General features: G+C 70.7%; 12 protein-coding genes and 1 pseudogene. 4 read left to right on the top strand and 9 right to left on the bottom strand.

Annotated features, from left to right (window positions below; all coding sequences use genetic code 11):
• Positions 1 to 10: 10 nt before the first annotated feature.
• Positions 11 to 1240: a sensor histidine kinase gene (locus ACIQMX_RS01805; RefSeq protein ID WP_402474361.1), complete on the bottom strand. Its 1230-nt coding sequence runs from the start codon at positions 1238 to 1240 to the stop codon at positions 11 to 13.
• Between the two features lie 132 nt (positions 1241 to 1372).
• Here ACIQMX_RS01805 and ACIQMX_RS01800 point away from each other — a divergent pair, with 132 nt between their 5' ends.
• The 3 genes from ACIQMX_RS01800 (at position 1373) to ACIQMX_RS01790 (ending at position 4695) form a co-directional block, all read left to right on the top strand.
• A complete protein-coding gene (locus ACIQMX_RS01800; RefSeq protein WP_363066587.1) occupies positions 1373 to 2281 on the top strand; it encodes an ATP-binding cassette domain-containing protein in 909 nt (302 codons plus the stop codon).
• A complete protein-coding gene (locus tag ACIQMX_RS01795) occupies positions 2278 to 3135 on the top strand; it encodes an ABC transporter permease (protein WP_363066586.1) in 858 nt (285 codons plus the stop codon). The genes ACIQMX_RS01800 and ACIQMX_RS01795 overlap by 4 nt, the downstream gene beginning before the upstream one ends.
• A 183-nt stretch (positions 3136 to 3318) precedes the next feature.
• Positions 3319 to 4695, top strand: coding sequence for an alpha-amylase family protein (locus ACIQMX_RS01790; protein WP_363066585.1), 1377 nt, complete (start codon positions 3319 to 3321; stop codon positions 4693 to 4695).
• 220 nt (positions 4696 to 4915) lie between these two features.
• On the opposite strand, the gene ACIQMX_RS01785 is transcribed toward ACIQMX_RS01790, so the two are convergent.
• The 5 genes from ACIQMX_RS01785 to ACIQMX_RS01765 form a co-directional block, all read right to left on the bottom strand.
• The gene (locus ACIQMX_RS01785; RefSeq protein WP_402474358.1) at positions 4916 to 6736 is read right to left on the bottom strand and encodes a coagulation factor 5/8 type domain-containing protein; all 1821 of its coding nucleotides are present in this window, start codon (positions 6734 to 6736) and stop codon (positions 4916 to 4918) included.
• 390 nt (positions 6737 to 7126) lie between these two features.
• Positions 7127 to 7591, bottom strand: a complete 465-nt coding sequence (locus tag ACIQMX_RS01780) for a hypothetical protein (RefSeq protein ID WP_363066583.1) — start codon at positions 7589 to 7591, stop codon at positions 7127 to 7129.
• A gap of 53 nt (positions 7592 to 7644) precedes the next feature.
• Entirely contained in the window at positions 7645 to 8871 is a 1227-nt protein-coding gene (locus tag ACIQMX_RS01775) for a hypothetical protein (protein WP_402474356.1), read from the bottom strand.
• A gap of 224 nt (positions 8872 to 9095) precedes the next feature.
• A complete protein-coding gene (locus ACIQMX_RS01770; RefSeq protein WP_363066581.1) occupies positions 9096 to 9653 on the bottom strand; it encodes a TetR family transcriptional regulator in 558 nt (185 codons plus the stop codon).
• Positions 9654 to 9675: 22 nt separating this feature from the next.
• The gene (locus tag ACIQMX_RS01765) at positions 9676 to 10254 is read right to left on the bottom strand and encodes a sugar O-acetyltransferase (RefSeq protein ID WP_402474355.1); all 579 of its coding nucleotides are present in this window, start codon (positions 10252 to 10254) and stop codon (positions 9676 to 9678) included.
• 78 nt (positions 10255 to 10332) lie between these two features.
• On the opposite strand from ACIQMX_RS01765, the gene ACIQMX_RS01760 reads away from it, so the two are divergent.
• Positions 10333 to 11529, top strand: coding sequence for an MFS transporter (locus ACIQMX_RS01760; RefSeq protein ID WP_363066579.1), 1197 nt, complete (start codon positions 10333 to 10335; stop codon positions 11527 to 11529).
• Between the two features lie 194 nt (positions 11530 to 11723).
• On the opposite strand, the pseudogene thrS reads toward ACIQMX_RS01760, so the two are convergent.
• The 3 genes and pseudogenes from thrS to ACIQMX_RS01745 all read right to left on the bottom strand — a co-directional run.
• Positions 11724 to 12956 (bottom strand): annotated as a pseudogene (gene thrS / locus ACIQMX_RS01755) (threonine--tRNA ligase); the annotation flags it as partial.
• A gap of 198 nt (positions 12957 to 13154) precedes the next feature.
• The gene (locus tag ACIQMX_RS01750; RefSeq protein WP_363066578.1) at positions 13155 to 13907 is read right to left on the bottom strand and encodes a class F sortase; all 753 of its coding nucleotides are present in this window, start codon (positions 13905 to 13907) and stop codon (positions 13155 to 13157) included.
• A 162-nt stretch (positions 13908 to 14069) separates the two neighbouring features.
• Positions 14070 to 14583, bottom strand: a 514-nt coding sequence (locus tag ACIQMX_RS01745; RefSeq protein WP_402474352.1) for a hypothetical protein, incomplete at its 5' end; no start/stop codon positions are given.

The following is a 14583-nucleotide window of genomic DNA, read 5'->3' as shown; positions in this document are numbered from 1 at the left end:
TTGTCTTCCCTCAACTCCCGTCTCCCCTCGACGCGGTAACAGGCATCGGCAGCCGGGCCGTCACCCGGAAGCCACCCTCGGGGAGCGGGGCGGCGGTGAACTCGCCGTGCAGCAGGGCGACCCGCTCCCGCATGCCGACCAGGCCGAACCCCGGCCGGGAGGCGAGGCCCGTGCCCCGGCCGCGGTCGGCGACCTCGATGGCGAGCGCCTCGGAGCCGTACACGATCGACACCCGGCAGGAACCGGTCGCGGCATGACGGACCACGTTGGTCACCGACTCCTGGATGATGCGGAACGCTGACAGATCGATGTCCGGCGGCAGCGGCCGGGGCTCGCCCTTCAGGTCCACGTCGACCCGGACCCCGGCGGCGGTCGTGGCCCGCGCCAGCCGCTCCAGGTCGGCGAGGCCCTCCGCAGGACGCGGAACCGTCGCCTCCCGCCCCACGCCCTCGTGGGCAGGACCGGCCTGACGCAGTGCGACCAGCATCCGGCGCAGCCCCGACAGCGTCTCCCGGCCCGCGGTCTCCACCGCGCTCATCGCCTCGTGCGCGGCGTCCGGCCGGGTGTGCACGACCCGAGCCGCCGCACCCGCCTGGAGGGCCATGATGCCGAGGCTGTGCGCGACCGTGTCGTGCATCTCACGGGCGATCCGCAACCGCTCCTCGACCAGGGCCTGTTCGGCCGCCCGCGTGGCGAGATGCTCGCTGTGCCGACGGGCCTCGTAGGCCGAGCCGCCCACCAGCCAGGCGACGACCGCGGTCAGCGCGACGACCAGCTCCGCCGACGTACCGACGTCCCACCCGGCGAGCAGCCGGAAGGCCAGGAAACCCGTGAGCGTGCCGAGTGCCATCAGGAGGGCGGTGAAAGCGGTTCGGCGCGACCGGTTGGCGGCTATGAAGTACAGCGCCACATCGGCGGCCAGGAACTGGGCGAGAGGTATCTCTCCCACGCTCAGCGAGAACGTGGCGAGCGTGGCGGCGCCCAGCACCAGCGTCAGGGCCTTCAGCGGACGCCGTTCCAGCATCAGGCAGCCCACCCCCGCCAGGGTCGTGGCGAGCAGTTGCGTCAGTAGTCCGTCCCACCGGTAGAGCAGCACACCGGGCCGGACGGACGGCTCGTACTCGCCGGGCAGCCGCACCCGCACGAGGAAGGTGAACAGCATGCCCGCGTACCAGCCCATGCCTACCCACCAGCCGGGCGGCACGCGCTTGAGACGAGGCGGAGAGGGCGAGTGGGACATGCGCCGATCGTAGCCACCGCCTCCCGCCCCGGCATCGGACCACGGTCGTACAACCGGGGTCGACACCGGGCCGGACAGGTGTCAACGCCGGTCCGACGACGAACGGTGGGTAGGGGCGCGACAGTTGACGGCATGATCGAAGTCAACGGGCTGACCAAGCGATACGGCGACGCCACAGCCGTCAACGACCTCACCTTCGCCGTACGGCCGGGCGAGGTCACCGGCTTCCTCGGACCCAACGGCGCCGGCAAGACCACCACGCTGCGCATGCTGCTCGGCCTGGTCGAGCCGACCGCCGGGGCGGCCACCCTCCAGGGCCGGCCGTTCCGTGAACATCCGCGCGGACTGCGGCACGTCGGCGCCCTCCTGGACGCGGGCGACGTGCATGGCGGCCGCACCGCCCGCGCCCATCTCGCGATGCTGGCCCGCAGCAACAACATCCCGCGCTCCAGGGTCGAGGAAGTGCTCCAGGACGTGGGCCTCGCAGGGGCGGCCCGTCGGCGCATCGGCGGATTCTCCCTCGGGATGCGCCAGCGCCTCGGCATAGCCACCGCGCTGCTCGGCGACCCGCCGGTGCTGCTCTTCGACGAACCGCTCAACGGCCTCGACCCGGAAGGCGTGCTGTGGGTGCGCGGGCTGTTCCGCAGGCTCGCCGCCGAGGGGCGCACCGTGTTCGTCTCCAGCCACCTGATGACGGAGATGGAGCACACCGCCGACCGGCTCGTCGTCATCGGGCGCGGCGAACTCATCGCGGCCGAGAGCCTGACCGCGTTCGCCGCCCGCAGCACCCGCCTCAGCGTGGCGGTAGGAACCCCCGATCCCGGGGCACTGACCCCGCTGCTCACCGCTGAGGGTGCCGAGGTGGTCCGGAACGGCGACCGGCTCACCGTCACCGGGCTCAACGCCGCCCGTATCGGCGAGTTGGCCCTGCACCACCGTGTGCTGCTGCATGAACTCACCACGCTGGGAGCCTCGTTGGAAGAGGCGTTCATGGAACTGACCGCGGAAAGCGTCGAATACCTCGCAGGAGATCCCCGATGACCACCGCACAAGCAGCCCCCGCGCCACCCACCCGCACGACCGACGACGAACCCCGCGCCCGCTTCCGCGACCTGCTGGCCGCCGAATGGCTCAAGACATGGTCGCTGCGCTCCACATCCTGGATGTACGCGATCACCGCGCTGGCCGTCATCGCGTTCAACGCCGGCACGGCCTACGACCACTACAAGTACTGGTACCAGTACGACGAGCACGGCCGCGAGTCCTTCATCGCCAACGGCTCGCCCCTCATGGACGCCTTCACCGGGAACGCCGCGATGGTGCTGGTGCTGGCCGTCGCCGCCATCGGTGCCGTGTCGATCACCGGCGAGTACGGCACCGGTCTGATCCGCACCACGTTCACCGCCGTACCGGCCCGCCGCTCGGTGATGGCCGCCAAGGCCCTCGTGCTCACCGCCGTCACCACTGTCTTCGGCGCACTCGTAGCCCTGGCGTCGTTCGCGTCGACGCAGGCGATCCTCTCCGGCCGGGACGCCTCGGTGACCCTCGGCCACCCCGGCGCCGTGCGCCTCGTCGTGGCATCCGCCCTCCTCGCACCGGTGGCCGCGCTCGCGGGCCTGGCGATCGGCGCGGTCATACGCCACACCGGAGGCGCTGTCGTCGGATGCGTGGTGGTACTGCTCCTGCTGCCGATGGTCCTCAGCGACCGCCGCCATTTCACGGCGGTGCTCCAGCACACGCTGCCCTTCAGCGCGTGGGAGCGGCTGTCGACGTCGGATCTCCACACGTCCGTTCTCTTCCCGTGGACGGTCTTTGGGGCCTGGACGGTCTATGCCGCCTGGGCACTGCTGGCGGGCGCGGTGGCGACGGCCGTGGTGCAACGCCGAGACCAGTGAGCGCCTGCCCAACACGCCTGCCCGGCAATATATTTCAGAAACCTGCTGGAATCTCTTGCGACACCTCTTGACGTTCTCACTGCCGTGGCGGCAGGCTCCGAACTCCCCCACGGTGGCCAGGCGCGTGGCCACCCACACCGGGTGCGGACCCCACTTCCGCCCCCGCGAACGAAGGAGCCGCAATTGAGTTCCCGCGCCGCTCGCGCGACACTGGCCGGCCTGCTCGCAGCCGCCGGTATCACCGCCTTCGCCCCCTGGACCTCCCAGGCGACCCCACCGGGCGAGAAGACCGTCACCGCCACCCTGTTCGAGTGGAAGTACGACGCGGTGGCCCAGGCCTGCACGGACTCGCTGGGCCCGGCCGGCTACGGCTACGTGGAGGTGTCACCCGCCTCCGAACACATTCAGGGCGACCAGTGGTGGACCTCCTATCAGCCGGTCAGCTACAAGATCGCCGGACGGCTGGGCGATCGTGATTCCTTCGCCTCGATGGTGGACAGCTGCCACTCCGCCGGGGTGAAGGTCGTGGCCGACGCCGTCATCAACCACATGTCGTCCGGCTCCGGCACGGGGACCGGCGGCACGGCCTACACGAAGTACGACTACCCCGGGTACTTCCAGGACCAGGACTTCCACGGATGCCGCAAGGACATCAGCAACTACGGTGACCGCAACGACGTCCAGACCTGCGAACTGGTCGGCCTGGCCGACCTCGACACGGGCAGCGACGCCGTCCGTACGACGATCGCCGCGTACCTCTCGGACCTGCGCGGTCTCGGCGTCGACGGTTTCCGTATCGACGCCGCCAAGCACATGTCCGCCGACGACATCGCCGCGATCAAGGGCAGGATGGCCGACCCGGGCTTCTGGGTCACCGAGGTCATCCACGGCGGCGGCGAGGCGGTCCAGCCCGACGAGTACACGGGGGTGGGTGACGTCGACGAGTTCCGATACGGCGGCCACCTCAAGAGTGCCTTCCAGGGCGGCGGCATCACGGGTCTGAAGAACGTCGCCGACGGCAAACTGGCGAGCGGCAGCGCCCGTACGTTCGTCGACAACTGGGACACCGAGCGCAACGGCTCGACACTGACGTACAAGGACGGCGCGGCCTACACCCTGGCCAACGTCTTCATGCTCGCCTCACCCTACGGTTCCCCGAACGTCTTCTCCGGCTACGAGTGGTCGGACAAGGACGCGGGCCCGCCGAACGGCGGTGCGGCCGACTGCGGCAGCGGCGGCTGGACATGCACGCACGCACAGACGGCGATCACCGGCATGGTCGGCTTCCACAACGCCACGGCGGGCGCGGAGTTGACCGACTGGTGGGACAACGGCGCGTCGGCGATCGCCTTCGGTCGCGGTGACAAGGGCTTCGTCGTCATCAACAACGGTGACGGCGAGCTTCAGCAGACGTTCGCCACGTCCCTCCCGGCGGGCTCGTACTGCAATGTCGCGCAGGCCTCTCCGGGCGCCTGCGACGGCAACACGGTTCGGGTCGGCGACGATGGAACGGTCACGGCGACCGTACCGGCGAAGGGTGCGCTGGCCCTGCGCGGCTGAGCCCCACGGCGGGGGGAGCTCCTCCGGAGGCGGAGACGTTCCCCTCGCGGCCGGGCGGGGGCGGTGCGTCGGTCAGCCGGATGTGCCTGACGGCGGTGCGCCCCGCCATTCAATGGCGGGGCGCACCGTCTGTGGGTGGGCGGAGATCTTCCGCGCCGTGCTTGTGTGTTGCGGTAGGGCGCTTGGCGTTTGCCTCACGCCTTGTTGTGCGTGGGTTCCGCTAGGGGAACGACACCACCTGCGACGGAATGGTGTCTGTCCCTGAAGTGGGTGATCCGGTGTTGTTGATGACGTGTTCGTACTGGCCCTGGCCGCCGAGGGAGACGACGAGCAGGTCGTGGAACTTCACGCCGGGCTTCACCGGCGCCTGGAAGCCGTGGTCCTGGCGGATGGTGGGGTCGACGTTGAAGTAGCAGTAGCTGCCCAGGCCCCAGCCTTCGTGGGTGGTGACGGAGTCGTCGACCTTGTAGGCCGCGTAGCCCTTGGTGTCACCGTTCTGGATGGCGGCCTGGTTCGGGGCGTCGTACGCCTTCTCGTTCTGGAAGAAGATCGTCTTGCCGTTCTCCCCGGACCAGCGGACGTCGTACTTGTTGAAGTGCTCCACGAACAGGCCCGTGGCGAGGACGTTGTCGCCGTTGACCTGGAGGCCGTAGTCGGCCCGGTTGGTCTCCCAGCCGACGCCGTCGCCGTGGTCGGCGCGCCACAGCCAGGTGTGGTCGATGATCGTGTCGTCGCTGTTGACGACGATGCCGGTGGTGGCCTTGCCCGCGCCCGCGCCGCCGACGCGCACGAACACGTCCTGGAGCGAGGTCGGGTTGTCGGCGTGGCTCGCGGACGCGCCCTCGGGTCCGACCTCGATCAGCGTGTCGGAGTTGGTGGGACCGGCGTCGACGAGGAGTCCGGCGAGCTTCACACCGTCCACGTCACCGACCTTGATGGCCGTGACCCCGTTGTCCGGGATGATCGTCGCGAGACCGAGCCCCAGCGCGACCGTGTTGGCGCGGTCGATGTTGATCGTCTGGTCGACGTGGTAGATACCGGGCGTGAACAGCAGGTGCAGGCCCTGGTCCACGGCCGCATTGATGGTCTCCGCGGTCGCGCCGGGCTTGACCACGTAGAACTGGTCCAGCGGGATGGACTCGCCCTGCGGCGTGCCGTTGGCCCACGAGACGCCGCGTGCGTTGGTGCGCTTGGCGGGCACGAAGACCTTGTAGTCGTCGCCGTCCAGGTAGAGGAACGGCTTCTCGCGGGAGACCGGGGTGTTCTCCAGCGTGGTGTACGGCGGCTCGGGGAAGCTCTGGGCGGGTGCGCCCTCGACGCCGGAGAACGTCATGTTCCAGACGCCGTTGCCCCAGCTGCCGATCGAGCTGTCGCGGGTGTACCACTGCTGCTGCGAGTACGGGCCGACCTGGCCGTCGATCTTGCTGTCGGCGATGTACCCGCCGCTCGCCCAGCCGTACCCGTCGGGCGCGAGGTTCAGTCCGCCCTTGACGTGCATGCGGCGGAAGGGCGCGGCCTGGGAGACCGCCCAGCGGTCCGTGCCGCTCACCGGGTTGAGCGCGAGGTTCTCGGCCGAACGCCAGAAGTTCTGGGTGGCGTTGCCGTTGAACCAGCCCGCGTCGACGGTCACGTCACCGTTGAACGTGGTGTCGTCCGGGTTCAGTCCGAGGCCGGCGATCTGGGTGTAGAAGCCGATCTGGGCGTTGATCTTGTCGTACGTGCCCGGCTTGAACATCAGCGCGTAGCGGCCGGTGCCGAACTGCGCCGACTCCTGCTGCTTGAACACCGCGTCGACCTTGGCCTGGATGTCGGGCATCGACGGATCGAACACCATCACGTTGGGCCCGAGGTCGCCGCCGCCCTCGATGGCCTGCGCGTCCTCGCCGAAGGCGGTCTGCGCCGTGGGGATGGCCATCAACAGGGAAACGGCGAACGCGGCGAACCCGAACGTGCGGGTCCGGCCCCTGCGGCGGGAGGCGTTGGAGGCTCCTGCGGGGGCTGTGGGGGGAGTTATCGGGTGTTCCGTGGGGGGAACATGCATGGGGTAGGTCTCCTGAGTCGTGGTACGGGTGACACGACGAGCTCTTCGGAAAGCCTCTGAGAGCGCTCTCCGACGAGAGTCGATGGTTCCGCCGTCACGTGGGAAACGTCAAGAGGTGTGCAACAGAAGCCTCGTTCAACCCCTCCAGGCGCAACAATTAACGTCGGCAGAACGGCAATTGGCCCGTTCTGTGTTCAGTTGGGAGGGCCGCTGACTTCAGGAGATTGACGAGATGATCCAGCCGGCCGCCTGCCTTTCGCGGCCGGGCGCCCGAGCCGGTTCCGGCATGCGGCCACGGGCGCCCGAGCCGGTTCCGGCATGCGGCCACAGGCACCCGAGCCGGCTCCGGCACGCCGCCCGCCGTCGCCGGACGGGCGGCGCCGAGGGGCATCAGGCCATGACGACCGAGTAGCTGTCCAGGGTGACCCAGGTGATGTCGTTCGAGGCCGTGGCGCCGAAGACGGTGATCTTCCCCGCGGTGTTGACCTCCACGCGACAGGAGTTGATGCCGAGCGAGTTGTTGCGCGGGCAGACGCCGCGCATCGTCTTCGGCACCGTGATGGCCGCGGGCAGGTTGCCGAGCACGCTGTCTCCCGTGAAGGCGCAGGTGAACCCGCCGCGCATCTGCAGGAAGTCCGTGCCGGCGATCTTCACGACGCGGGCGGCCGGGGCGTCGGCTGCGGCGGTGACACCCGCCGCGAGGACGAGCGGCTGCCAGTCCTGGACGACGCCGATGCCGCCGGGCACGTCGGCCGCGGCGGCAGGGGTGGCGATCATCGGGGCGCTGACCGCCGCTGCGGGAACGGCCACGGCTGCGGTGAGCAGGGCGCGGCGGCTGGTACGGCTCTGGGGCATGGCTGATCCTCCGGGATCGTGGATACGTTGACGTGGCTGGGGGCGGGCGACTGTCAGAGCCAGGCGGCCGAGAAGTTGTCGAGGTCGATCCAGGAGATCCTGTTGTCCGCGGCCGGGCCGAACACCGAGAGTTTTCCGGTGGAGTTGACCTCGACCCGGCAGACGCAGCGGCCGTCGTGGTTGTTGCGGGTGACGTTGGCCCGGACGGTGCGGCTGGGCGTCAGCGCGGGCGGAAGCTGTGCGAACTGGCCCTCGGCGGTGAGGTCGCAGTCGAAACCGCCGCGGAGCTGGAGATACGTCGTCCCGGCCAGGTCCACCAGACGCCCGCGCGGGCTCATCGCGCCGGTCTGCGCTGTCACTCCGGACACGGGTGCGAGGGCGGTCCAGTCCGTCAGCAGCTTCACGCCCTGGACCGGTGCCTCCGTGGAGAGGAAACAGATCGTCTCCTCGCGCGGTGTGGTGTGGCTGCCGCTGAAGCCGAAGAGCAGCCGGGACTCGTCACCCATCGGCTCGATGCACAGGCCCTCCGGCTCCCGGCGGTCCAGCCCCGGCACGGCGGTGATGTGCTGGGGCCCCGCCACGACGGAGCCGTCCGACCAGGAGAGGGCGGTGAGATGGGTGTTGTTCTTGTCGGGGCTGCCCGTGTAGAGGTAGAGGTACTCGCCGAGCGACGCGAAGCCCTGGAAGGTGTCCCAGAGCGTGGGGACCTCGGTCTTCGAGGGATGCGCGATCGTCCTGGTCGCGGTCCAGGTGACATCACCCGTCACCGGGTCGATGGGGTACTGGCTGAAGAAGTACCCCTGGGCGGTCTGGTACCTGACCGTGAGGCGGTGGTACACGGGATCGACGTTCGGAGCGGTGAACCGGGCATCCGCCGTGGGACGGAAGGGGGTCGAGACGACGGACGACGTCATGGTGACCGTCTGCCCCGGCAGATAGGGCACCCGGGCCACCCGGGTCCCGAACTCCTTGTACAGCGGCCCGGCTTCGGTCCAGAGGTACGTTGTGCCGTCGATGTGCTGCGCACCGATCTGATAGCCGTGACCGAAGCCGTTGAGGTGCATGTAGTCGATCGGGCGCCCGGTTTTCCGGTTCATGCGGTAGACGCAGAGATTGCCGTACTCCAGGGCGTCCCGGATCTGCACCACGAAGAGGTCGTGCGTGACCGGATCGACGGCCATGGCCTGGCCCGCCCGTGTGTGCGTTTCATGGTCGAGCGGCGTGCCGCTGAGGATGCGGCCCCAAGGGCCCGCGAGGTCTATGAGATCCGAATGTGCCACGAAGAAGGTCCCCTCCCTTGCGGCCCGGTGCGGGCCGCACGGCGGTGATCGTATGCGCTTTTCCCCGGTACGCGGTGCGCGTTTTCCCCGGTACGCGGTGCGCGTTCTCCCTGGTGGGCGGGGCGGGAAGGACCGCTGAGGCACGAGCGGACGAACGGAGGAACCACCTGGCCGGCACCTTGGTCAGGTGGGGTGCCGGCCAGGGGACTTGGGGGTGGCGTGCGTCAGGAACGCGCGCCGGGGGCCCGGGTGATACGGGCGATCGCCTCGGCCGTCAGGGCGCGGTCGTGGGGCTCCGTCTCCAGGGCGCGATGGATGGACAGGCCCTCGATCAGCGCGTCGAGCTGACGTGCGGTCGCCGGGTCGAAGTGCCATTCGAGGGCGACCCGGCTGCGGCGCATCCACTCCCGGGTCAGTTCGCGGTAGGCGGGCTTGCGGGCGGCCAGGGTGTACAGCTCGTGGGTGAGGACGAGCTCGCGCTGGTTGCCGCCCGACAGGTGGTGGACCAGGTCGGCGACGGCCTCCCGAGCCTCGTCCGGCGTGGTGGCGGCGCCGAGACGCTCCTCGAAGACGGCGACGATGCTGCCGGAGAAGCGCGTGAACGCCTCCCGCAGCAGCTCGTCCATGCCGCCGAAGTGGTACGTCATCGAGCCGAGCGGCACACCCGCACGCGCGGCGACCTTGCGGTGCGAGGTCCCGGCGACCCCCTCCTCCGCGATCAGGTCGAGCGCGGCGGTGATGATGCGCTCCCGCCGCTCGGGGTCGTTCTGTCCGGTCGCCACGTGTTTCCTTCTGCCGAGAGGTCTAGATCGAGCGGATCACCCGGGCCGGGTTGCCCACCGCGACCACGTTGGCGGGGACGTCCTTGGTGACGACGGCTCCCGCGCCGATGACGCTGTTCTCCCCGATGGTCACCCCGGCCAGCACGATCGCGCCGCCGCCCAGCCAGACATTGTCGCCGATGGTGATCGGCCGCGCCGCCTCCAGCTTGTCCCGGCGCGGCTCCGGCTCCACCGGGTGGGTGGGGGTGAGCAGCTGGACGTTCGGCCCGATCTGGCAGTCGCGGCCGATGGTGATCGGGGCGACGTCCAGGGCGGTCAGGTTGTAGTTGATGAATGTGTCCTCGCCGACCGTGATGTACGAGCCGTAGTCCACGTACAGCGGCGGCCGGATGTGCGCACCGGCGCCGAGACCGCCCAGGAGCTCGGCGACCACGGGCTGCGCGGCGTCGGGGTCCTCGGTGTAGGCCGCCAGGTACCGGGCGGCGAGGCGCACGGCGCGTCGCTGGGCCTCCACGATCGCCGGGTCGTCGGCGATGTAGAGGTCGCCGGCGAGCATCCGCTCATGGTTCGTACGCGGGTCGCCCGCGAAGTGGTCCGTCATGGGTACGAGCGTACACTCCTAGGGCGTACGATCGTACGCTCCTGCTGAATCCCCTCCTGGACTGCCGAGGCCCGCTTCATGGATGCCGCCACACGCCACCGGCGTGCCGCCCTGTTCCTCTTCATGCTCGCCGCCGGAACCGGCATGGCCTCCTGGGTGGCGCGCACTCCGGCCGTCAGGGACGGACTCGACGTGTCCACCGGCGCGATGGGCCTGGTGCTGTTCGGGCTCTCCACCGGCTCGATGGCCGGCGTGACCTCATCCGGTCCGCTCGTCCGCCGTTACGGGGCACGGGCCGCCATCACCGTCGGCGCGGCGCTGATCGTCACCGGGCTGCTGGTCGTCGCCGCGGGCACGGGCCTGGCGCTGGCGGGCGGGGTCTTCTGCGGACTGGCCCTGTTCGGCGGCGGGATGGGACTGGCCGAGGTCGCGTTCAACATCGAGGGCGCGGACGTGGAACGGGTCATCGGCCGGCCCGTGCTGCCGGTGCTGCACGGCTGCTTCAGCCTGGGCACCGTGATCGGGGCGCTGCTGGGCATGGCGCTGACCGCCGCCGCGATACCCGTCGGCCTGCACCTGACGGCCGTCTCCCTGCTGGTCGCCGCAGCCGCGGTCATGGCCGTCCGGGCGCTCCCGCACGGCACGGGCAAGGAGGCGGCCGGTACCTCGGGGCCGGGCGGATGGCGGGGCCAGCTGGCCGTGTGGCGGGACCGGCGGCTCGTCCTCATCGGGGTGATCGTGCTGGCCATGGCCTTCGCGGAGGGCGCCGCGAACGACTGGCTGCCGCTGCTCATGGTGGACGGCTACGAGGTGAGCGCCACCGCCGGCTCGCTGACCTTCCTGGTCTTCGCCGCCTCCATGACCCTCGGCCGCTTCGCCGGCGGCCCCCTCCTCGAACGCTTCGGCCCCGTCCAGGTCGTCCGGATCAGCGCGGTCGTCGCCGCGCTGGGCCTGGCGGTGGTGATCGTTTCACCGAGTCCGGCGATGGCGGGCGCCGCCACGGTGCTGTGGGGGCTGGGCGCCTCGCTCGGGTTCCCGGTCACCGTGTCAGCGGCGGGTGACCACCCGAGCGACGCGGCGGCACGGGTCGCAGCGGTCTCCACCGCGGGCTACCTCGCCTTCCTCGTCGGTCCACCCGCGCTCGGCTTCCTCGCCGACCACGTCGGACTCCGCCTCACGATGACGGTCGTCCTCGCCCTGCTGGTCGTCGCGTCCACGATGGCCGGAGCGCTCGGAGGAACCCCGCGCACCGAGGCGAAGCCCGTCACCGCGTAGGGCGCCGCGGACGAGGCCGGTATGCGGACCGTGCGCCTCGCGCGCGGACCGGGCCGGGCTCGCAAGGCCCGGCCCGCTCCGGACCGAAGGCCCTGAGCACCGCCCCGCGCTCTGGACCGGAGGCCCTGAGTGCTGTCCCGCGCTCCGGAGCGAAGGCCCTGAGCGCCGCCCCGTGCGGAGGTGCGGGACAGCCCTCAGCTCGGTCCTCGGTCCCACAGTTCGGTGCTGTGCGCCGCGACCAGTGCGCCGATCCGCTCCAGCATCTCCGGAGCCGGCAGCGGATCGAGGCGACGCCCGTCCCGCAGGCGCATCGCCACCAGGCCGTCCACCGCCTCCGCCGCGCCGATGACCGCCTGGTACGGCACATGCCGGGCTTCCCGGATCCTCGCCCCCAGACTCCCGCGCTCCCGGCCGGCGACCTCCGCGCGCAGCCCCAGCACGGCACAACGTCGCGCCAGCGCCTCGGCGTTCGGCAGTTCGGCGTCCGAGACCGGCAGGATCGCCAGCTGGACCGGTGAGAGCCAGGCAGGGAACGCGCCGCCGTGCTGCTCGATGAGGTGGGCGACGGCGCGCTCCACACTGCCGATGATGCTGCGGTGCACCATGACGGGCCTGTGCTTCGCCCCGTCCGCGCCGACGTAGTGCAGATCGAACCGCTCCGGCTGGTGGAAGTCGACCTGGACGGTCGACAGGGTCGACTCGCGGCCCGCCGCGTCGGCGACCTGGACGTCGATCTTCGGCCCGTAGAACGCGGCCTCGCCCTCGGCCGCCTCGTACGGCAGCCCGGACGCATCGAGGACCTCGGTCAGCAGGGCGGTCGAGCGCTGCCACATCTCCGGCGCGGCGACGTACTTGCCGCCCGGCCCCGGCAGCGAGAGCCGGAAGCGGGCCGGTCGGATGCCGAGCGCCTCGTACGCCTCTCGGATCATGTCCAGCGCGGCCCGCGCCTCCCCGGCGACCTGGTCCAGGGTGCAGAAGATGTGGGCGTCGTTCAGCTGGATGGCCCGTACCCGGGTCAGCCCGCCGAGCACCCCGGAGAGCTCGGACCGGTACATGCCGCCCAGCTCGGCCATCCGCAGCGGCAGCTCGCGGTAACTGTGCGAGCGGGAGCGGTAGATGACCGCGTGGTGCGGGCAAAGGCTAGGCCGGAGCACGACCTGTTCGCCGCCCAGGTCCATCGGCGGGAACATGTCGTCGCTGTAGTGCGCCCAGTGCCCCGAGATCTCGTACAGCTCCCGTTTGCCGAGCACCGGCGAATACACGTGCCGGTAGCCGGCCAGCCGCTCGGCGGTTCGGATGTACTCCTCCAGGGCATGCCGCAGCGCCGCGCCGTCCGGCAGCCAGTACGGAAGACCCGCGCCGATCAGCGGGTCGGTGTCGAACAGCTCCAGCTCGCGGCCGAGCCTGCGGTGGTCGTGCATGGCGGTCTCCTCGCGTACGGAGGGCGAGTGACCGCAAGCAGAAGCCCCGGGGCACTCGCCCCGGGGCTTCTCACTGGTCAGCAGTCAGTGCGCCGGGACACTCTCCGGCGTCGTCGTCATCGCAGCGCGCTTGTTCATGCGGCGGACGCTAGCAGGGGTCCGCGGTCCGTCGCACGGGGTTTTCCGCCGGGGGAGCACGTCGCCTCATCCCTTCTTGGCCGAGTCGAGGTGAGCGAAGACGACGACGTTGTCCTCGTAGTCCTTGGCCTTCTTGTCGTAGACGCCGCCGCAGGTGATCAGGCGCAACTGGGCGTCCGGGGTGTCGGCGTAGACCCGCTTGTCGGGGAACTTCGCCTTGCTGAACGTCTCGACGGTGTCGACCTTGAACGTCGCCACGGTGCCGTCCGTACGGGTGATGTCGACCGTGGAACCGGGCCGCAGGAACCTCAGCTGGAGGAAGACGGCCGGGCCGGTCATCGTGTCGACGTGGCCCGCCACGATCGACGCGCCGCGCTCGCCGGGCGTCACGCCGCCCTGGAACCAGCCGACCAGGTTCTTGTCGTTCGGGGGAGGGGCGTCCAGGCGGCCGGAGGCCCCGATCGACAGCGGTGTGAACGGGGCGTCCACCGCGATGGCGGGGATCTTCAGCCGCTTCGGTACCGAACGGGCCAGGGCCGGTGCGGCGGTGGGAGTCGGGGAGGGAGTGGGAGTGGCCTGGCGGGGGACGGTGGCGGCCGCTGAGGAAGCCGGAGCCGCGGGGTTCGCCGGAGCCGGCGCTTCGGGTGCCGCGGCTGCGAGCGGGGCGGGTGGTTTGTCGTCGGCCGAAGGGCCGATGGAGTTGTAGATGAGAAGCATGCCGAGCCCGGCCACAGCGGCGGGCCAGAGCAGGGCGCGGCCGAGGCTGACGGTTTCGGAAGCGGTCCGGGAGGAGGAGCCTGGCGACTGCGGGGCGGCCATGGGAACGTGCCTTTCGTCCGTGCGGGGGCGGTGCGGGGTGCGGTGGTGCGGGGCGGGCCCGATGCGGCGGTCGCCCCGGGGAAAACGAAGGCGCCGCGGCCGCCGTCCGGAGGGACGGCGGCCGCGACAGGAATGCAGCCGGCTCGCGAGGCCGCCGCCGGGTCAGGCCATCGCGCCACCCGTCGCCTGACGACGGCGCACCTTGTACGCGCCGACACCGACACCACCGAGGAGCAGCAGCGAACCGGCCGCCAGGCCGCCGCCGGTCATCGCCATCGCGCCACCGCCGGTGTGCACGCCGCCGCTGGGCTTGTCCTTCTTCCAGCCCTCGTCGCTCTTCTCGGACTTGGCGGACTTGTCCGTCTTTCCGGCCTCGTCACTGCCCGGCTGCCACTCCTTGGCGACCGTCATCGACATGGCACCGCCACCCGCGTGCATGCCGCCGCTGGGCTTGCCCTCGTCCTGGTACTTGCCGCCTTCGTCGTCCTTGCCGGGCTGCCATTCCTTGGTGACGGTGGAGGCGAGGGCGCCGCCGCCGGTGTGGACGCCGCCGCTGGGCTTGTCCTTCTTCCAGTCGGACTTGCCGCCTTCGTCGTCCTTGCCGGGCTGCCATTCCTTGGTGACGGTGGAGGCGAGGGCGCCGCCGCCGGTGTGGACGCCGCCGCTGGGCTTGTCC

The organism is Streptomyces sp. NPDC091416 (assembly GCF_044756845.1).
In the GTDB taxonomy this organism is placed as follows: Bacteria; Actinomycetota; Actinomycetes; order Streptomycetales; family Streptomycetaceae; genus Streptomyces.
This window is presented reverse-complemented; position numbering and strand designations above follow the sequence as displayed.